Origin of the sequence: Sphingobacterium sp. UBA5639, assembly GCF_002421245.1 — a bacterium.
Classification (GTDB): Bacteria; Bacteroidota; Bacteroidia; order Sphingobacteriales; family Sphingobacteriaceae; genus Sphingobacterium; species Sphingobacterium multivorum.
This window is the reverse complement of record NZ_DIJR01000019.1, coordinates 335458-356068: the sequence shown is the minus strand read 5'-3', so window position 1 is coordinate 356068 and position 20611 is coordinate 335458. Positions and strand designations below refer to the sequence as shown.

The following is a 20611-nucleotide window of genomic DNA, read 5'->3' as shown; positions in this document are numbered from 1 at the left end:
ACTATGTAGTCGGAGCTCTGCTGAAAATGTTGCAATATAATTTTATTTTTTTTCTAAAATAATTCTAAAAATGCACAAAAGCCCATTAAAGGGCCTCCTTTCAACAAAAAACACTCAAGAATGAACTTGAGTGTCTGCATTAATAAAATAAACTTAATAAGGATTTTAAAACTCCAGGTATAAGATCATCGATTATTTAACTTTTAGATAGGTCTCCACAATAGTATGTTTAACTCCCAATTCAGGTAAGTTTTCCTCACCGGTCTGAATCAAGGTATCTCCTTTTAAAGTAAGTTTAAAATCAAACTTATTGCTTTCCCAATCCCGCATTGAACAATATTGTAGTCTTTCTTGATAGTTGACACCATCAAAAGAATAGGTACCGCCACCGGCTACAAATAGCGGTTCTTTCCCTTTACCTTTTTCCTTATCGTGGTTAAAGAAAGAAAAATGGTCATCATTGAACATTTTAAACATCTCTGTTTTACTGGCATCCGTAAAAGCGGTCACCGTATCTTTCCCGTTGATTGTTTTGCTTTCAATAAGCTTATAGGTACCGGTCAAGGACTTGGCTTTTACTGCATCCACATCTTTCTTTTCGGTAGTATTTTTACATGAAAAAACAAGACAGGAAATCGCAATCACAAATAGCAGTTGATTTTTTAGGTTTATCATATTTTATAAAAGGGTTAAAGAGGCCAAACTACGAAAGTTCAGCCTCAATCAAAAACAAACCATTGTAATTATTTATCCCACCAAACTCGACCAGACAACTTATCTCCGCCAGGTACTGCGGCTGAAGCTGCTCTGTAGTTTTCGCCATTGATAGCCGCTTCAGTAGAAGGATAAGGGAATCTTCTTGGAATAGTCCCCGACGTTGCATTGCCTGGATAATTCACAGGAGTTAACGCTGGATAGCCACTTCTACGCCAGTTGCTCCAAGTTTCATAAAAGTCCATCATCGTTATGGTATGTGCCCAGTATTGAGTATTAATCTGCTTTAAGGCATCAGCAGCATTAAATGGATTTGCTGCCAAGTAAGTCTCGGCATCTGCATCACTTATTGCCAAGGAACCATCATATTGATTCAGATACGTAATGCTTGCCTTCACCCCTTTTTTATAATGGTCGCTCGCACTACCACCGATGCCCCAACGTTGGGCTGCCTCAGCCAACAGCAACTCGGATTCGCCATAGGTCAAAATAAATGTCGCACCGGTCCGCTTGATCATAGTAGGATTGGGCGAAGAATATTCTGCAAATGTCGTATAACTTGGGTCGCTACTAATGTTATACTGTGCATTTGATCCCAAATCTTTTCCATTCGGCATCCCCTTTTGCTTGGTTGGATCTGTGATAAAACTCCCGTTCTGTGTTTTGTCCTTTTCTGACAAATATAGCTTTGTAACAGCAACCTTTTGCAACCTCGGATCATTGTTGCTTTTTAAATAGTCAATAAATGTTTTAGACCATTTTACATAATAATTCTCTTGGCCACCATCGCCCAATAAAACCTGGCTATTTCTATTCTGAGTAACCCTAGATCCTGATTCATCATGTAAAATAAATGCATTGTCAGCATTACTGTCCATTGTCTTGCCCGCAGCCTTCTGCACATACTCTTTCGCTTTAGCTTCGTCTACTTTAACCAAACGCATCGCTGTGCGAAGCAGTAGAGAATTACCAAATTTACGCCATTTGGCAATATCACCTTTATAAATAACATCCCCAGTGACTTTATCACCATCATCCTTTAACGCTGCAGTAGCCGCTTCCAGTTCCTTCAGCAAATCAGCGTAGATATCCTGCTGCTTGTCATACTTCGGTTTATAAACTTTGGTATAAAAACCCAGTCCCGCCTCCGAATAGGGAACATCGCCATACAAATCAGTTAAGCGTGCGAAAATTAAAGCTTTCCAAATACGGGCGACATTGTGGAGATTTGCATATTTTGGTTTGTCTTTTGTAAACTCAACCACATCCACAATATTACGAACCTGCTCAATATAGGCCCCTACTGTACCCGTCCCCCAATAAGCCGCGGTATAACTTTCATTCAGCATATATTTGTCCCCAGCCCAATAACTCACTACGGTCGATAAACCTTGCATCATTGTGGAAGAATAAATCAGATTTCCACGCCATGTATCGTATGCAAAATCAAAACTTCCGGTGTAAAATAATTGTGCTGAGCTCAATGTATAATTTGGATCCCAATTTTCTTTTCCGTAAGCAACTGGATCTGTATTTATCTTATCAAAATCTTTGGTACAGCTACTTTCCATAAATAATGTAGCCGCCATTAAACTAACAAATACCGGTTTAATATATCTTTTCATGATTGTTTGCAATTAGAATTTAACACTTAAATTAACACCGTAAGTACGCACTGCTGGAACACCGCCGAGTTCTAAACCCGGGAAAGTTGCATTATAGCTCGATTCTGGATCAATGTTATTTGTTTTCTTCATGATCGTCCAGAGATTGCGCGCTACAGCACTTACCGTAATTGACTTAACTTTGTTATTGAATAAGTTGGAAGGGAAAGTATACCCCATAACGACCTGTCTCAACTTTACAAAATCAGCGCTGTTTACAAATATCTTGGATACATTATTCGCTGTATTGGTATAATAAGTAGAGGCCGTTCTACCCAAGCTTTCACGATCTGCCACAGTTTCCTGATGCAATCCAAAAATGTAACCGTAGTAGTCTGTTCCTGAGAAAAGCTTTCCACCCCACTTTCCATCAATCAAGAAAGAGAAATTAAACCTTTTGTAGTTAAATTCATTGTTCCAACCTGCAAACCATTTATTCATAGCTGAACCATAAGACTTTAACTCACCCCGGTCAGGAGAACCGTCAGCCAATTTTACGATCTCGCCATTGCTATCATACTTATAATCGAAAGCCATGATCTGAAAAGCAGGCATACCAACTTTATTCATTAAGTAACCTACACCCGAACGGGACGTTGCTACCGTCTGTTCGTCCATTCCTTCAGCCAATGAAATCACTTTATTGTCGTTGTAAGAACCATTCAATGAAGACACCCATTTAAAATCTTCGGTTTTAACAACAGTAGCAGAAATCAACGCTTCAAATCCCTTATTTTGCATCTTTCCGGCATTGAGTACGGCACCGGCGTACCCGCTTGCTGAAGGGGTTGTGATAAAAGAAATCTCATCTTTCGACTTCTTGTTATACCAGGTTAGATCCAAGTTTACACGATCATTAAAAAGACGCAACTCCGTTCCAATTTCCAACTCTGTTGCTGTAGAAGCTTTCAAGGAAGAGTTCGGGATATTCACATTGTTAATAACCCCTAACGGTTGACCGTTGAGTACCTCGCTTCTAAAATTATAGGTTAGCAAGGTTTGATAAGGATCTGTTGCCTGCCCTACCTGAGCAAAACCTGCCCTCAACTTTCCAAAACTCAACCACGATGGCTTTAGATATTCTGAAAAGATAAATGATCCCGAAACTGCTGGATAAACCGAGTTCAATTTATTATCCACTCCCGGAGTTGCTAGCGTAGAAAACCAGTCAGAGCGCAAACTACCTGTCAGATAGGCGACATCTTTATAAGCAAATTCTAAGGTACCGTAAGTAGACTGTGTCTCCGATTCGCTTTCGAGATACGCTACCGATTTATTTTTTGCATTCAAAATATTGTAAACACCGAATATCGCGAAGTCGGTACCCAAATTTGTCGTTTGTCTGATTTTAGTATTTCTGTAACTCGCTCCGAGATTAGGCGTCAGGGTGTAATCACCGAAAGTGAATGACTTACCAACCAAAACATCCGTATTAATATCCGCAAATTTGGTTTCTTGTTCAGCGATTTTACCATTTTCATAATAACCCGTACCAGAAGGCAATACATTTTTATAATGATCAGTATAGCCATCCCGTCCCGCTCTTCCTTGAACAAACAAACCGTTGCCCATCGTATATTTAGCCGTAACAGAGGCTATGGAGCGGTCACGATTGGTGTTATTGATAAACTCATTTGCAGCAAACCAAGGGTTGGTCGCATACACATTGCCTGAATTATAGAGTACCTCTTTTCCATTGCCATCCTTCCATGGCTTCAAATCATTGACATTAATGCTCGTTGGCAAAAACATAACGTTGTAATTGGCGTTTCCTGCACCGTCAGAAACCATTGGACGATTTTTGACCTGCTCCAAAATCATGTTGTAACGCGCATCAATCGTCAAACCTTTGAGTGGTTCAAAAAGTCCGACCAAATTAAACGACTGTCTTTTCAGTCCCGAATTTGGAACAACAGACCTGTTATTGACATCTGTTCCCGACAGACGGATAGATCCGCCATCAAATGATTTATTTAATGCCAGCGTATTTGTCCATGTTGAACCCGTACGATAAAACCTATCTAAATTCCCTTTTTGTAATGAATATGGTCTTGATACACCGTCAAATTGGACTACGGGAGAACCGTCCAATTTAGCTCCCCAGCTCGATCCGCCCACTTGGGCCGCTCCTGCTTGGGTTGTTGGCTTCTCACCGTTCGCCCCCTGACCATACACTGTTTGCCAATTGGTGTTGTCAATGATCTGCTCGGCAACAAGGTTACTATTGAAATCGATCGAATTACCTTTACCTGATTTTGTCGTAATGAGGATAACACCAGCTTTCGCTCTTGAGCCATATAATGCTGATGCTGCCGCACCTTTTAGAACCGAAATACTTTCAATATCGTCTGGGTTGATATTGCCGATCGCATCACCAAGATCGGGTGCATTATCCCATTGGCTTCCTGAGTTTCCCTTGGAATTAGCATTTCCAATTCCTACTGGTTTACTTTCCATGGGGATACCATTGATTACGTATAATGGCTGATTTGTCTGGTTCAAACTTGATACCCCACGAATGGTCACATTGGACGCAGCTCCAGCCCCACCAGATGTAGAACTGATATCCAATCCGGCCACCTTTCCGACAAGTGAATTCATCACATTATTTTCACGGGCTGTGGTTAGTGATTCACCGGCAACCTGCGTAACAGAGTACCCCAACGAGCGTTTCTCTTTCTTCATACCCAATGCCGTCACAACAACCTCATTGAGCATCCGATTGTCTTCCAATAAAACAATTTTCAGATCCCCCTCTTTGGTGACGGCGACTTCTTGCGAAGTATAACCTGCGAAAGAAATAATCAAGGTGTTTCCAGTTGCGGCATCGATCGTAAAACGTCCATTGATATCTGTTGCCCGCCCCACCGCGGTTCCCTTAACACGTACCGTGGCACCAGCTAAGGGATTGCCCTTATCGTCCGTGACGACACCTGCGACAGCTACCTGCTGTTGTTGACTGACAACCACAAGACCTTCCTTAGAAACGGAGTAAACCAATCCACTTTTATTGAAAAGCTTAGCCAATACATCCAATACCTTGGTATTATTCGCATTGACTGACACTTCTTTATTTAAATTTTCGTTCGTCGAATTATAGACAAAGTAATAATCACTTTGCTCTTCGATCATTTTAAGTACCTTGCTCAGTTTTGTTTTTTGGACATCCAAGGAGACTTTTTGTTGGGAAAATACATTTGCCGAAACATTCATAACAGCACACGTAGTCATAATTAAGGCTAGTTTCATCCGGATAATGAATCTAAAATGCACAATATATCCATTGCGCATTTGCAATAAGCAATTTTTAATCATATTTTAGTGTTGGTTAAAATTAATATTAAGCAGCACGCCCCAATGTTGCTGCTTTTGGTTAATCATTTTTTCAATGAAGGATGGTGTTGGTCCACCATCCTTTTTACTTTTCTGATATAGTTATTTTTTTCCCATATACATTAAATTTAAAAGGTTCAACTTCCTGTAAAGCACTTAATACCTGAACAATACCTTCCTTGCTGAAGGTTGCCGTAAAACGATATTGTTTTAATTGATCATTTTGGATTTGTATATCCACATCATACCAACGTTCCAGTGTTCTACGAAGTGATTCAAAATCTTGGTCCACGATTTCTAATCTATTTTCACGCCACGCAATGTCTGGTATTTCAGCTGTATTGGATTCTATTGTAGGGATATTCTCTATGGCAATTTCCTTAATCGGTAATTTGCTCGCGTTTGGTTTATTGGTTTTACGAGCGATTGCTACTTCAGTTTGATTCTTAAAGATCGTGATTTTTTGATTCGGTTTGATGACAACAGAATTTTCACGCTGCCCTTTGCTCGTCATCTCAATAGAGCCTTCCACTAGCAATGCTTCTGCTGTAGGTTCATCGGAATAACTCTTTACATTGAATGTTGTCCCCAGTACCTTGATATCAAAATCAGCTGCCTGTACCACAAAAGGTTTCTCCTTATTCTTTGCTACCTGAAAATAGCCTTCACCAGCAAGCCGCACCACACGCAATTCCTGATTGAAATCTGCGGACAACTCTAATTTACTCGCAGAATTTAGCGTTACTGTACTTCCATCACTTAATTCGAAGGTCTTTTTCTCCCCATTTTTTGTTTGATACACTTGGCCGATTGCGCTTATTGGCAATGAGGAATCAACTTTACCGGGTTGAGCATAATACCAAACTCCGCCCGATACCAATGCAACAAGTACAGCGGCAATGGCTGCCCATTTGGGCCAGTTAAACCGAAAGGATGCCTGATGCTCCACTGGAACATTCTGCAGATCTGTCTTCAATTTTTCCAATTGCTCATTCACAGGTCGACGATTGCCAACCAAGAGTTGATAGAGGCGTTTGGCTTTCAGAATCGTCTCCGCTTGTTCTGGATGGTTCAGGCTATATTGTTGCCAGTACAGAATACAGTTTTTATCTTCTCCCGAACAATACTTTTGAAAAGTATCGTCAATCAAAAAATCTTCTAACTGTTTATAATCTTTTTGGCTCATTCTTTTGGGTATTTACTCTATAGTGCCCAAAAGACGTTCTTTTGCCTAAAGAAAATTTAAAATATTTCATAAAACACTGAAATTCAGATTTTTATTTTAAATAAAGAATACAAGAATAGCATTCTGTAATAGTTTTCAGCGCATGCTAAACGATTATTGGATCTGCAAAGGAACCACAACAGGTTAAACTTAAATATCCTTTAACTCTCCCCGTAGGATTTTCAAAGCATCGTAAAGCGTATTATAGGCTGTCTTTACAGACATTTGTGTAATTTCTGAGATTTTTTCATACGAATATCCCTCAAAGAACTTGAGATTCACCAGCTGTTTTTGACGAAATGATAACTTCTCCAGTGCTTCTTTCAAACGGATCTGTATGATTTCATTCGTCTGTACTTTGATGACAAACTCCTCATAGGGCATCTCCACCCAATCATCTTCAGCTTTTACATGTTGAAGGGCTGTATTTATTTTATGTTGTTTCTCCAGCAAACGCAGAATACGTCTTTTTAAAAAAGTAATGAGATAGGACTGTACATTTTCGACCCGGTCAAGCTGTTCTCGTTTTTCCCAAATTTTCACAAATACCTGATCGGTTGCTTCACTTGCCAGGTCACTATCGCCACATGTACGTATTCCAAAATTGACAAGCTCTTGATAGAGTGCCGCATATAGGTCAAAGAAAGCCGTTTCGTCTCCAGTACGAATACGTTCCCACAATAAGCGGTACCCCATTTTATTTCTCATAATAAAGCATATAATCCGAAAAAAGGCTAATATAAGTCCTCAGTTCCAAAAGTATAAACTTAATCGGTAAAAGGAGAAAGAAACGAAAAATTACATTGAAGCGAAGAACAAAGTCAATCGTTTGAATTGAATAGTGTAATTTAGTTCCTAAATTAAGAATATAAAAAGTAAAAACTCAGCAGCAGTATACAGCCGTTGATTAGATTTAAACTCACATGAAAACTATTTTTGCCATTGTTGGTAGCGCCAGTGCACATTCATCCAATCATCATATTGTAAATCACCTCCAACAGGAGATCAATGCCGATATCCATTTCACCCTATTTGATCGTCTTAAAGAACTGCCTCATTTTGATCCAGAGGAGAGCCAATCTCATCCACCTATTGAAATTATTGCACTTCGCCAGGTAATCAATGACGCCGATTTAGTATTGATCAGCAGCCCTGAATATATTTTCAGTGTACCCAGTGGATTAAAAAATCTACTTGAATGGTGCGCCGCAACGACGGTTTTCACCGATAAGCCCGTTAGTATCATTACTGCTGCTGCGCAAGGCGAAACAGCGCATGTCGAACTACAGCGTATCCTGCAGGGATTAGGAGCTCAAATTGACGAAAAAAGAAATCTACTCATACAAGGAGTCAAAGGAAAGCTGGATGCTACGGGAGCAATTTGGGACGAACAGCTCAATTTAGATCTAGAAAAGCTGGCCACACAACTTAATGAATATTAATACACACTAAGTTCTGTTCCATTTTCATTCAAACCATAGAAATTAGCATAATCCATAATTTGAAGATTATTATCTTTACGACATGCAAGAACAAATTAATAATCCATTACACGGAAAAAGACTCGACACCATTATTGAATATTTAGTGGAGTATTATGGCTGGGAAGAGTTGGGACAACGCATATCCATCCGTTGCTTCAATGAAAATCCGAGCGTCAAATCATCCCTAACTTTCTTAAGGAAAACACCTTGGGCAAGAGAGAAGGTCGAGCAACTCTATGTAAAAACCTTGTTGAAGAAATAAGAAAATTTCTTATTTCATAGCGAATAATCTGATTATTAAGCATATCTTTGCCGCCATGAAAAAAATTGCCGACTACCGGAAGTTACTTAATGTAGATAAATCTGTGGATCTTAAAACCCTAAAATCTACTTACCGGACAATCATGAAAGAATGTCATCCCGATAAATTTGTCAATGATGAAGAAGGTCGTTTGGCTGCAGAGCAAAAAAGTGTTGAAATGATCGAAGCATACCATTTTCTGGTAAGCATTTGTCCGGAAACATTAGAGCAACAGTTACCAATCTACACGGAGACAATTACTAATTCTGGTATTCAGGATATTGACTGGAAAGGACAAATATTGACAGTCACTTTTCACGATGGTAGTCAATATGAATATTTTGGTGTTCAGCGGAATGACTATATTAAATTTGTCAACGCAGATTCTTTAGGTCGATTTGCCCGCAGACACATCTTCCATTCTTATCCTTACCGTAATGTATTAAAGACTGCGACAGTCGCTTAAACACTGTTCTCCAATCAGCTATACAAAGATAAACGCCCGCTATCAAATTGATATTGGGCGTTTACGTAAAATGTTAAATGTTTAAAAGCTATCTATAGAACAACACTATTAACAAATAGTTTTCAGTTTTATAATTTTAACATCAGACCTGCCATTCCACCGCCATAAAATGTATTTCGTGTACGGTCTCTTCGCCAAGCTTTCCACACCGTACTGCCACCATAAATTGAATTCTCATCTCTTTCTGCATAGTTAAGGCTGGGAGCGACAAATATAGACATGCGCTCACTTAGTTTAAAGGCCGGAATTACCCGCAGCGAGGACTGATGGTTATCCAGCATTTTAAATTTCTCGGTCAGAAGATTACGCGCTGTTATTTCAGTGCGGAGACTGAATTTAGCCCCATTGAGCACTACAGCTCCTAACCCAGCTTCAAAGGCATATTTATCAGGTCGATTACCTTCAAGTGCCACATTGATCGATAATAGGCTATAAAGTACACGACCACCTGAACGAAATTGCAGTCCGAGGTAGCTATCTTCATTAATTGCTACTGAAAGACTTTTCTCGCCATTTTTAATAAAATTGAGCAGACCAATGGGATAATCGCTGCTATCCGCGATATTGACGATACCGGCCAATTGAATTCCTTTTACTTTTTTTGCTTTATTGGCGAGGCCTGCAATTTGATTTCCAACAGTCGATTCGCTATGATTAAGTATACTGGCAAGCTGTGTCGTTCCAGAAGCATCTTTCGTCAAATTTACAACTCCGGCAATCTGAACTCCTCTCACCGTATCTGCTTTGTTGAAAACACCTGCTATTTGTAGACCTTTTACTTGCCCGACAACATGGTTTCCCACGCCAGCGATCTGTACCCCACTTGCATTTCCACCTACGCCATTGAAAACGCCTGCCATTTGTAGCCCCGTCATTCCTCCGAAATCACGGTTCCCTACACCAGCGAGCTGCACTCCACGCACATTTCCGCCCACCGCATTGAACACCCCAGCCATCTGCATACCCTGCATATCGTATTGATTGATATTAAATACGCCACCGAGTTCCATACCTTTTACGCCCGCCGTAGATCCACCAATGATATTGATGGAAAATTTATTCACAATTTGCGAGCGTATAAAACCATGCGTACTTAATCCTGGTGTCATCGAAATTTGGTATGGACTATACAAAAACATTCCTCCTAAATTCATACTTTGGATCTTCTGGGCAGGCGAGAGAAACACCCGTCCCCAAAACGATCGATAAAGACCATGATCTTCTTCATAACCCTCAAAATAGCCATAATCACGCGTCTTCTTTTCTCCAATTCGCGCTTCTATCGGAAAAATCACCATAACACTGGTATCCCGAAAAGCTTCCTTACTCACATTCACGGCAATGAGATTACTCCTTTTCTTTACATCTAGTTCAAAGTAGCCATTTTGATCCGTCAATGTAGACAGTAAAGCATTTCGATCAAAGATGCTCGCATTGGAAATCGGGCGGTTGGTTCGAATATTCTTGATATAACCTGTTATAACCACTTTATTCTTAGTGGGTGTTTGTACTTCAAAATCTACCGACATCCGTTGTGGTGTATATTGAATGATAATATGTCTGCCTAGTTCTTTAAAAGAATATTCCTTTCCCAAAATCCCATCTAGATAATCGTACAAATTTCCTTTAAAAGGCTTGGTATGAATAACACTGTCTGTCTGTAGGATATTTCCATTGAAGGAGAACAATACATCTTCCTTCTCTTTCAAAAGCTGAAAGATTTCACCTACTGTGGTCTCCGCAAAAGCAGGCATCTGAATCTCTACAGCAAGCTTTTGCTGTGCTCGTCCCGAATGGAACGAACACAGCATTAAAATGAAGAGGTAAAGCTCTATCCTTTTTATAAAAAATAGTATCATGTTGTTTTTATATACAATTTTGTTCCGAAAATATATCTATTTGTTGGCTCATCTCGTCAGATGAATCTCCCTATCTTTCACATGAACTTTTAATCCAAATGTGCTAGAAATGACTTTCAAAATTTCAGTTAAACTATTTTGTTCGAATTTTGCTGTCAATAACAATTTCTGATCAGGAGAATGATCTACAATAATCGTATAATCATAAGCTTGATTGAGCACCTCGACAACACGTTTCAATGGGGTATTCTGAAAATCAAATACACGATCCACATAGTATTTATAAAACTGATCTTTGACAGGTTCCTTTCCTACTTTTATCGTATCCCTGTCCCGGATCGTAATCATTTGTTGTGGCCGCAAAAAGACTTCCTTATTTGCATACCCCACTTTGACCAATCCTGTAGCAACAATAACTTCCGTCGCATCGGGTATCCGTCGCACATTAAAACTTGTGCCCAATACCGTGATTTTGGTTTTACCTGTTTCAATGACAAAGGGGTGCTTTTTATCCTTGTGAACCTGGAAAAACACTTCCCCTCTTTCCAGGGTCACGTTTCTATTTTTATTGGTCCAACGACTTGAATAAGCCAGCGATGTATTTTTATTTAGTGTAACAACCGAGCCATCAGGAAGGGAATCTTGGCGCACTTGATCCCTGCTCGAAAGAAACATTTCTTCACGATGCGACTGATCAAATACATAGAATCCTACTGCACAGAGTATCAAGATACTCGCGGCGAGCCACCAGCTCCATTGCTTCACAGGAGTCATTTTTTGGGGTAACGACGCAGCTTCTGACGCTCTTTTATCTCGTACCACTTTGAAGTCAGCCCAAGCCTTATCCACATCCACATCAGGAACATCTAGGGGTTTCGGCAAACTATCCCACATTTTTTTCATTTTTATGTATTCCTCCTTATTGTTGGCATCTTCTTCCAACCAATTTTTTATCATGGTATTCTCTACCTCGTTGGTCTCACCAACGATATATTTTTCTAACAGTTCCTTATTCATAGCCTATAGATAAGAAAGCAAATAATCAATGTTAAATAATCCACAAGTTCAATACGCAAATGTCGCAGCGCCTTACTCATATGTCCCTCAACAGTCTTTATCGACAGATCCAAGGTTACTGCGATATCCTTATACTTCATTTCCTGAAAACGGCTTAACTCAAAAACCGTCCGACTTTTTTCGGGTAATTCCGCCAAGGCAATCTGGAGCCTTTCGTCCAAATCCCGTGTACTTTCATCAACTGCAGGCGCAAAATCCTGTCTATGCTGCTCATGTGATTGATATTTTAGCTTTCGTTGCTCCTTTTTTAGCACATTCATACTTTCATTATAAATAGCCCGATATAAATAAGCTTTTAATGAAGTATGTATCTGCTCCTCCCAATCGCGTTCCCAAAGCCGCAAAAACACCTGTTGCACAACCTCTTCCGCCGCATCACTATCGCCTAGATACCGGTAGGCATAACGATGTAACTCTTTGTAGTGCGCCCGAAAAAGCTGCTCAAAATTCTTTTCTTTATTTTCCGACATTGATCAAATCTGTCTTATTGTTTAAATAATCCACTTTATTAGTAAGACACCCCAATAGACTATTACCCTTACAAATTTTTCACTTTTTTTTTATATCAACTTCGATACATCCGCCATATAGTTTCAAATCCCTTATTTATACCTATTCGTAATTCTTTTCGTATAGATGCTCAGGCGAGTACATGACATCCTCCCATCGGCCAATGATATTTACCAAAAAAACTTTATAAAAAGGCTTTTGTGACGACTAAAGGTAAGCCATCTATTTTATAAAATATTTTTTTTCTAAGGGTATATGGATTTTCCATTGTCATAAAGGAAAGAACAACATACAATTGATCACAAAAAATAATTTGACAATGAAAACAACATTCAAAGTAGCCCTGTAGGGATTGACATTATTAGGAATTGCAGGTACTACACAAGCGCAAGATATCACTTATGGTTTACAGGTCGGAAGCAACTATCATATGAGTTCCTTTGGCAACAAGTCTGTCAAAGATAATAATGGCAAAGTCGGCGTATCTGTAGCAGGATTTGCCCGTATTGGAGATCGCATTTTCTTCCAGCCCGGAATCGGTGCCAGTCTGTTGCGTAAAGAATATACCTTCGAAAACGGACAGAAAACACCTAAATTCTATCAAATAAATCTACCATTACAGGTCGGTTATAAATTTTTGGAAAATGGCGACTTCAACCTCCGTGGGCTATTGGGACCACAGTTAAACTATGATGTAAAAACAGTGAAGTCCAGCGCAAATACCGATTATAAGAAATTTTCATTTGATGGTAGAGTCGGGATCGGTGTAGATATCAGTCACCTTACATTAGATGCTTATTACAGCCATGGTTTTACGAGTATCGACAAGACCTTAGACGCAAAAAATAAAACAATCGGCATTATGGTCGGTTACAAGTTCTAATCAGCATCTATTAGCGAAGAAAAACGCCATTCTAAATCGGATGGCGTTTTTTCGTATTTACATTTTATTTTTTGTCAATAATTATTATTTTAGCCCTACCAAAAAATTATTCCAGGTAATCGTCCTATTTAAATACGACTTTCAATCAAATTGGAATAAACGGGATGTAGCGTAGCCCGGTATCGCGCCAGCATGGGGTGCTGGAGGTCGTCGGTTCAAATCCGGCCATCCCGACAATTAGACCTCTAAAAGTCGGTAAAACCCCTTAAATCGTATGATTTAAGGGGTTTTTTATTTTATTTCAATCCAAGTTATTCAAGTAAAACCAAAGAAAATGAGACCTATTCGGTTACCCATTTTTATTTCTTAGGTTTGGGTCACCAAAATCGTTGTAACTTACTGATAGTCAATTAATTGATTAATTTATTTTGACTTGTTTTGATACCTTTTGACACCTGTTTTTATCCAAATCGGTGACCCTTTTTTACGGAGCGTATCAAAACCATTCAAAAACATGCTTTTGTAAACATTTAATTGAATAGCTATGAGTAATACAAACAACACCTTTGGCGTTGCTTTTTACCTTAAAAAGCAAAAGACCAACCAAGCGGGAAAATCACCCCTTTACGCCCGTATCACTGTAAACGGCAAGCGGATTGAAATATCCGTTAAACGTTCCATTGAGGAAAGTAATTGGAACCCTGTTAAGGGAATGGCAAAAGGCAGCCGCGAAGAAATTACCAAACTGAATAAATACCTTGACCAATTTAAGGCCAGTGTTGTAGAGGGTTACCAGCAGCTTTTATTGCAAAAGAAATTTATTACCGCCGAACTTTTAAAGCAGAAAGTTACCAGGGAAGATCAGGCAGAATTTACGCTATGTAAACTGATGGAGTACCACAATACCGAGCAGTCCAATGTATTAGAGCCAGGCACCATGAAAAACTACTATACTACCCAAAAGTATATCAAAGAGTTTATCAGGGAACGGTTTAAGACAAGCGATAAATACCTGTCCGAGTTAAGTTATAAGTTTATTACGGACTTTGAGTACTATCTACGAAACAGAACGCCGGAGAAAGGCCAAAAGCCGCTAAATAACAATGGCCTGATGAAACACATCGAAAGATTTTGTAAGATGGTCAACCTTGCTGTTAGGCTGGAATGGATTGATCGCAACCCTTTTCAGGCGTATCAATTGAAATTTGATAAGGTTGAACGCGAGTATTTAACCAAAGATGAACTGGCAAGGATAGAAAACAAGCGTTTTAATATTGTCAGGTTACAGGTTGTGCAAGACCTTTTTATTTTCAGTTGCTACACAGGATTGGCTTATATTGATGTGTTTAATTTAACACCTGCTAACCTGATAGAAAAATCCGAGAATAACATTTGGATTGCCACCAACAGGCAAAAGACAAACGAACCTGTAAGAGTGCCTTTGTTACCAAAAGCTTTAAGGATTATCGAAAAATACAAAGGGCATCCACAAGCAATAGCCGAGGGTAAGGTATTGCCATCATTGAGCAATCAAAAGCTGAACAGCTATTTAAAGGAAATAGCCGATACATGCGACATAACAAAACCGCTAACCTTTCATATTGCCCGGCATACATTCGCCACAACCGTTACCCTCACCAACGGGGTGCCCATTGAAACCGTAAGCAAGTTGTTAGGACATAGTAAGCTAACCACCACGCAGATTTATGCGAAAGTGATAGAAAGTAAATTAGGTGATGACATGGCGCAGCTTAGTAAGCGGTTACGATCATGACAATGAAATATAAGCCCTTTACGGTTTAAAGGGCTTATATTTTTAACATCATTTGTTAACTAAGCCAATATTAGGCAGGACTAACCCAAACGGAATGCTATATAAAAATCAGTTTTATTATACAAAAAAACCCTCCAAAAAATGGAGGGCTTATAAAATCTTAGTCTTTTTTAAATCTAAAAAAATGTATGGATCTGTTTTAAAAATCGATTTCCTATAAATCTAATGTTTACCCATTCGGGTAACGATGCAAATATAAGGAATTTATTATTAGTATAGAACTAACACAAATAAAAATTTATTGTTTGAACTAAAACACTCAATTAGGGTCGAAGCCATTCATCATCAGGTTTAGCAATAAGCCGAGCATTATTGATAGCCATGTCTAAAGTTAAAATCGTCGAAGCGCGATAAATACTGTTTTCCTTTTCCACTACTAAAGCTAAATCTGCTATGCCTTTACTTTGAAGACATAACGGCAGAAGCAGCTGCAATTTGCCATTATAATATTGGGGAATAGCAGTTTTGTAGTTACGTTTAACTCTTTTCTTTGCATCATTAATTGTACCCTGTAGCAAATTACCTAATTGATAGGTATCCATGCTTTGCATACTTGTGGGAAAGCGTAATAAATTATCCTGAATGATATGATCGTAATTTACGCGCAGATCACAACGGGTATCATAAATGAGTTCAGTTGGATTATCAAAGTAGTTTGCCGTATCAGGTAAAACAGAAAAATTCAAAAGCTCTCGATCACTCTCTTTTCGCCAGCCGAAAAAAACCATGGAGATGAAGCGCCGGTACGTTTATTTTTCTGAAAGTAAGCGTATATGCCCTCTTGATTATTGGTTACTAAACCTGTATTAAAAGAACAGCTATCCCCATCTACTAATAGTTTATTTTCATTCTCTAACTTAGCAAATGTGTGATGAATATAATTAAACAAGATGGGATGTCCATTACCCACCGGAGTACTTGTATAATCCCAATTTTCGCTCATGGCTAATACAGCCAGTTCATTTAACCGGGTTTTAAAATCTGGCTGAAAAAAGCCAAAATTGAATAAGGGTAATTTATTTCCTGCCATAATTTATTTCCCACAAAGGTAAAAAGGAATAATTTTGGAGCTTGCACATAACGTTTCGCCGCTAACCGATCGGTGCGGAAAAAGTACCTGAGTACTTTCGGCTAACGTAAACAAAATTAGTAAATTATGACTTTATTTACCTAAAAACCGCACTGGCGATTAGCGGCTGTTAGCGGCTGGCCTTTTAAAAATCACTATTTTAATTTGTACTTTTTAGCTTCTTCATGAAATCTCCAAAGGCTGGAAAAAATTCTTCAAAAAGTGGATTATTTTTATTTTTTAATACTACTTCGCCAAACATTTTAATGCCTATTGCAAATTCTATCGAATGATTTTTTTCTTCAAATAGATTTTTTTCGCGCATAATTTCAATAATTTTAAAAATGTCGTCATGATTGTCAAATTCCACAATTATCGGATCTGATAATTTTGCATCTTCCTTCATTAAAGAAACTTGTTCTAATTTTATTCTGTATTTATTTGATTTTTTTGTCATGTTTGTAAACTTTGTTATTCTTTAAGTTATAATTTGGTTGTTAGCAGTTTTCGGGGCTTGCCGCTAACGTCCTCGCGCTAGGCGACGTTGCCAAGCAAAGCGGGCTGCGTTCTTTCGGTGAATATAAAACTTTCTCGTAATATTAAACTTCATTTTGCCTAACTCCTTGGCAATGATCGCTTAGCGTGTGTTAGCGGCAGGCATTTGGATAATGAGTTTCTTTATTTTACTCAAGGATTAAAATTCTCGGCTGTAATTTTAAGCAAATGCATATCTGGGAAACTGCCAAGCAATGAAAGTGCATGTTTGGCTAATTCTTGAGGAACGCGGCCTACAAGATGCTTTAAACGGCCACCATTGTCAGGAAAAACATCGAAAATGCCGTACTCATCGTTCGGTAGATGGATAGCAAACCAAGCTATTGTATCTTCTTCCGCCATGACCAAAGGCTGAGCATCTTTTAAAAATTGTATCACTTCCTGCTCGTGGCCCTCTTTTGCTTTAAGTGTGAGCAATAGTCCTTTTGTATTAGTTTCTGCTGGCGCTACGGATGGTAATTTGCTGGCGAGAATATCTATTTTTTGAATATCCGGGGAGGTTTCAAATAATTCATCTGCTTTCTGAATTAAAACGGTGGCAACTGCTCCTTTAAGATGTGCATCACGGGATGCTTCATCAGGGAAAAAATCAATGATGCCATATTCGGACCGGCCAAAACGGAGGGCAAACCAAGCTTTTGTTCCAGCCTCTTGCCGTACTAGCGGAAGGGCAGACGAAAGGAAATCTTCCACCTCGTCATCTTTACCATGTTTCGCTTCTAAACGAACTAATAATCCTTTAGTGATTGTCATGATTCATAATATTAAGTTGTTCTTTAAATTTCGCCTATTAAAGGTACGAAAAGAATCATCATAACAATCATCCAATATTGCTTATTGCATCAAACGAAGAAAAAAAGCGTCGAAGATAGACCGCGAGATAACAAACTGACAAAAGCAATGCTCGGAATAGGTAAGGCTTGAGAATTCAATAAACGTCATCCTGCTAATCAAAAAGTATTTTCTTTCACTAATAACTATTAAAAATAACTTAATCATGTCAAATAAATATTTTCAAGCCCTGTAACTTATTCGACCTTTTACTGAAAAATCGTCTATGGCATTCAAATTAAGCCCTTTACGGTATAGCGGGCTTTGTTTTGATTGTCATTTCTGTTAGATTTATACCTTACATTAATATCATGGCCTCAACTAATTTAACATTTACACAACCGGACGTAAATACAGGGCTTTTGTTAAATCAATTGAAAAATGGTAGTGAGCATGGGTATACCGCTGAGATTGATCAGACGTTCCGCGGCAACATGGAAATGTGTCCTGCCGATATTTGACCAGGGCTTTCCGGGAGACCTGATCAGGTATTCCGGGGCAAAACTGACCATGTAACACTCGTATGTAAAGCTCCCTTCCCCGATATTCCTGAGCGCTCTTCTAATACTGACTTACTATGGAGCTAAATTACCGCAGCAATTATTTTCTGACTCAGGTATATCATATCACAAATGGTGAATGCTAAAATAATTGGCATTTTGATTTTTTTTTGTACTTTAGTTTCTCAGTTCAACCTACATTATGACTAGTACTATTGATATTCCAGAGCCTAAGACATTTAAAGTTCTATCCATTGATGGTGGGGGCATTAAAGGGTTATATTCAGCACAAATTCTAAAACATTTCGAGGAACGATTTGCCTGCAAGATATCCGATTACTTTGATATGCTTTGTGGTACATCAACTGGAGGATTGATTGCCTTGGCGCTATCCTTACAGATTCCGGCGGCTGATATTTGTAAGTTTTACGACGAGCAAGGGCCAAAAATATTCCCCAAGTTCAGAAACAATTTGTTCCTCGGTAAGCGCCTTAACAATGGTACAATAAAGCAGTTAGTAAATGGAGGTAAATTCACCGACGCTAATCTGAAGGCCGCTTTAATGGAAATCTTTGGGGAGAAGAAGATTGGCGAAAGTCATAACCTTTTGTGTATTCCTAGTTATAATATTACGGAAGCTCGCCCTTTTATTTTTAAATATGACCACCCGGAGGGGCAATTAAACCGCGACAATAAGGCTTACTACGTAGATGTCGCTTTAGCAACAAGCGCCGCTCCTACATATTTTCCTATGGCACAGATAGATTACTATGATAACAAGCAATTCATTGACGGTGGCGTATGGGGTAATAATCCAACTTTGGTGGGTTATCTGGAAGCACTGCAATACTTTGTAGGTAAAGGTAAAGCTTTTGATAAGCTTAAGATTTTGTCCATCAGTAGCCTATCTCTTACTGGTGGTAAGCCGACAGGGTTGAAACGCAACCGTTCATTTTTGGACTGGAAGGATGAGCTTTTCGAAACATCCTTTACCGGGCAAAACTTTTTTACGCACTTTTTCATGAGCAAAATTGCGGGGTTGAATGATTTGGACGTGGATTACGTCCGAATACCGTCATCTGATATTTCCAGTTCGCAGGAAGAATTAGTGCAATTGGACGTGGCTACGTCTGAGGCTCTAGATCTGATTCGCGGGAAAGGCAACGATATGGGAGATATCTGGCGAAAGAAACCAGAGATTGCCGATTTTTTTAAACACGAGAAACTTTACAAAACTAGATAGATATGGCCAATTGTCACGCCCAATTTGAAGACTTTAATACCACAATTACACTCACGTCTGACCGCAAGCAGAAGCTTAAAACATCAAGAAAAAAATTACGCGATCGGGTAAGAGATGACTTCAAAGAAAATCATTCTGATGAAATTAAACCTAAATTCAGCGCACAAGGGTCTTCAGAAATGAAGACTGGGATTAATCCTATTGTTCGGGTCATTGATGAGGATGGTGAAGAAAAACGCTTAACCAAGTATGACACGGACGATGGAATTTATTTTATTGGACCTATTGATCAGCGCAGAAGTGTTCAGACCTACCACAATTGGATATGCAGCGCAGTAGATGGACATACCAGTATACCGCCGGTAGACAAAAATACTTGTGTCCGGACTCTGTTTTCCGATGGGCACCATATTGACCAACCTATCTATTTTATGGATAAGGATGATGATACCCATCCTTGGTTGGCACATAAGAAAAAGGGATGGATCGCCAGCGATCCTAAGGAGTTTTACAAATGGTTCAATGCGGAGGCTGCTAAGAATGAACAATTGAGAAGGGTGGTAAAGTACTTGAAGGCCTGGTGCGATTACCAAAACTATGAAGATGGTACTAAAAAAATGCCAACCGGCTTTGTGATGACTATTTGGGCGGTTAACCACTTTGTTGCTGATGAAAGGGACGATATTGCCTTGAAAAATTTACTTGAAAAAATATACAACAAGCTTTCATATAACTTTCAGTGTCTGCGTCCGACAACACCGGTAGATGAAGATGTAGTAGATGGATATAGTTATAAAGACTATTTCTTAAATAAATTAAAAAGTTTTCGCGATAGTGCTCAGCAAGCTATTAATGAAACAAACCCGAAAAATGCCTGCTATAAATGGCAAAAACATTTGGGGCCACGCTTCACCTGCTCTACTGCAAAAGACGAGGATGAGGGCGCAAACAGTTATTCTGCACCTGCTGTGATAACAAATAACGCAAAAAGTGCCTAAATAAA

Annotated in this window: 17 protein-coding genes, 1 tRNA gene and 2 pseudogenes; 8 read left to right on the top strand and 12 right to left on the bottom strand. The window is 39.0% G+C overall.

Annotated features, from left to right (window positions below; genetic code table 11):
- Positions 1–192: 192 nt before the first annotated feature.
- The 5 genes from B4Z90_RS12480 to B4Z90_RS12460 form a co-directional block, all read right to left on the bottom strand.
- A complete protein-coding gene (locus B4Z90_RS12480) occupies positions 193–675 on the bottom strand; it encodes a hypothetical protein (protein WP_201639524.1) in 483 nt (160 codons plus the stop codon).
- Between the two features lie 68 nt (positions 676–743).
- The gene (locus B4Z90_RS12475; RefSeq protein WP_201639525.1) at positions 744–2339 is read right to left on the bottom strand and encodes a SusD/RagB family nutrient-binding outer membrane lipoprotein; all 1596 of its coding nucleotides are present in this window, start codon (positions 2337–2339) and stop codon (positions 744–746) included.
- A gap of 12 nt (positions 2340–2351) precedes the next feature.
- Positions 2352–5609 (bottom strand): SusC/RagA family TonB-linked outer membrane protein, encoded by a 3258-nt coding sequence (locus B4Z90_RS12470; RefSeq protein WP_236586105.1) that lies wholly within the window; start codon positions 5607–5609, stop codon positions 2352–2354.
- A 187-nt stretch (positions 5610–5796) separates the two neighbouring features.
- Positions 5797–6897 carry a FecR family protein gene (locus B4Z90_RS12465; protein WP_115047588.1) on the bottom strand — a complete coding sequence of 367 codons (1101 nt, stop codon included), beginning with the start codon at positions 6895–6897 and terminating at the stop codon, positions 5797–5799.
- Between the two features lie 189 nt (positions 6898–7086).
- The gene (locus tag B4Z90_RS12460; RefSeq protein ID WP_201639526.1) at positions 7087–7644 is read right to left on the bottom strand and encodes an RNA polymerase sigma factor; all 558 of its coding nucleotides are present in this window, start codon (positions 7642–7644) and stop codon (positions 7087–7089) included.
- Between the two features lie 215 nt (positions 7645–7859).
- On the opposite strand from B4Z90_RS12460, the gene B4Z90_RS12455 reads away from it, so the two are divergent.
- The 3 genes from B4Z90_RS12455 to B4Z90_RS12445 all read left to right on the top strand — a co-directional run bounded on the left by B4Z90_RS12455 (position 7860) and on the right by B4Z90_RS12445 (position 9187).
- On the top strand, positions 7860–8378 hold the full coding sequence (locus B4Z90_RS12455; RefSeq protein ID WP_070567343.1) for an NADPH-dependent FMN reductase: 519 nt from the start codon (positions 7860–7862) through the stop codon (positions 8376–8378).
- An 82-nt stretch (positions 8379–8460) separates the two neighbouring features.
- Positions 8461–8682 carry a VF530 family DNA-binding protein gene (locus tag B4Z90_RS12450; protein ID WP_046674232.1) on the top strand — a complete coding sequence of 74 codons (222 nt, stop codon included), beginning with the start codon at positions 8461–8463 and terminating at the stop codon, positions 8680–8682.
- Positions 8683–8737: 55 nt separating this feature from the next.
- Complete coding sequence (locus B4Z90_RS12445) at positions 8738–9187, top strand: KTSC domain-containing protein (protein ID WP_070567345.1); 450 nt, start codon at positions 8738–8740, stop codon at positions 9185–9187.
- Between the two features lie 128 nt (positions 9188–9315).
- On the opposite strand, the gene B4Z90_RS12440 is transcribed toward B4Z90_RS12445, so the two are convergent.
- The 3 genes from B4Z90_RS12440 to B4Z90_RS12430 are packed head-to-tail and all read right to left on the bottom strand — an operon-like array spanning position 9316 to position 12653.
- Positions 9316–11106, bottom strand: a complete 1791-nt coding sequence (locus tag B4Z90_RS12440) for a carboxypeptidase-like regulatory domain-containing protein (protein WP_147282011.1) — start codon at positions 11104–11106, stop codon at positions 9316–9318.
- A gap of 48 nt (positions 11107–11154) precedes the next feature.
- The gene (locus B4Z90_RS12435; RefSeq protein WP_286769294.1) at positions 11155–12123 is read right to left on the bottom strand and encodes a FecR family protein; all 969 of its coding nucleotides are present in this window, start codon (positions 12121–12123) and stop codon (positions 11155–11157) included.
- Positions 12120–12653: an RNA polymerase sigma-70 factor gene (locus B4Z90_RS12430; protein ID WP_286802404.1), complete on the bottom strand. Its 534-nt coding sequence runs from the start codon at positions 12651–12653 to the stop codon at positions 12120–12122. Before B4Z90_RS12430 ends, B4Z90_RS12435 begins: the two co-directional genes overlap by 4 nt.
- Positions 12654–13045: 392 nt before the next feature.
- Here B4Z90_RS12430 and B4Z90_RS12425 point away from each other — a divergent pair, with 392 nt between their 5' ends.
- The 3 genes from B4Z90_RS12425 to B4Z90_RS12415 all read left to right on the top strand — a co-directional run bounded on the left by B4Z90_RS12425 (position 13046) and on the right by B4Z90_RS12415 (position 15350).
- Positions 13046–13576 (top strand): porin family protein, encoded by a 531-nt coding sequence (locus B4Z90_RS12425; protein ID WP_286802403.1) that lies wholly within the window; start codon positions 13046–13048, stop codon positions 13574–13576.
- 160 nt (positions 13577–13736) lie between these two features.
- Positions 13737–13810, top strand: a tRNA-Pro gene (locus B4Z90_RS12420).
- A 310-nt stretch (positions 13811–14120) separates the two neighbouring features.
- Positions 14121–15350: a site-specific integrase gene (locus tag B4Z90_RS12415; protein ID WP_286802402.1), complete on the top strand. Its 1230-nt coding sequence runs from the start codon at positions 14121–14123 to the stop codon at positions 15348–15350.
- 323 nt (positions 15351–15673) lie between these two features.
- Here the strand turns inward: B4Z90_RS12415 and B4Z90_RS12410 are convergent.
- The 4 genes and pseudogenes from B4Z90_RS12410 to B4Z90_RS12395 form a co-directional block, all read right to left on the bottom strand.
- Positions 15674–16353, bottom strand: a pseudogene (locus B4Z90_RS12410) (DUF3825 domain-containing protein).
- A gap of 286 nt (positions 16354–16639) precedes the next feature.
- Positions 16640–16936: a DUF3861 domain-containing protein gene (locus B4Z90_RS12405; protein ID WP_123865849.1), complete on the bottom strand. Its 297-nt coding sequence runs from the start codon at positions 16934–16936 to the stop codon at positions 16640–16642.
- A gap of 548 nt (positions 16937–17484) precedes the next feature.
- A pseudogene (locus B4Z90_RS25065) lies at positions 17485–17787 on the bottom strand (putative quinol monooxygenase); the annotation flags it as partial.
- A 443-nt stretch (positions 17788–18230) separates the two neighbouring features.
- Entirely contained in the window at positions 18231–18377 is a 147-nt protein-coding gene (locus tag B4Z90_RS12395; RefSeq protein ID WP_286802398.1) for a hypothetical protein, read from the bottom strand.
- A 190-nt stretch (positions 18378–18567) separates the two neighbouring features.
- Between B4Z90_RS12395 and B4Z90_RS12390 the strand changes: the two genes are divergently transcribed.
- Both B4Z90_RS12390 and B4Z90_RS12385 read left to right on the top strand, forming a co-directional pair.
- On the top strand, positions 18568–19608 hold the full coding sequence (locus tag B4Z90_RS12390) for a CBASS cGAMP-activated phospholipase (RefSeq protein WP_286802397.1): 1041 nt from the start codon (positions 18568–18570) through the stop codon (positions 19606–19608).
- 2 nt (positions 19609–19610) lie between these two features.
- On the top strand, positions 19611–20606 hold the full coding sequence (locus B4Z90_RS12385) for a CBASS cGAMP synthase (RefSeq protein WP_286802396.1): 996 nt from the start codon (positions 19611–19613) through the stop codon (positions 20604–20606).
- Positions 20607–20611: the final 5 nt, after the last annotated feature.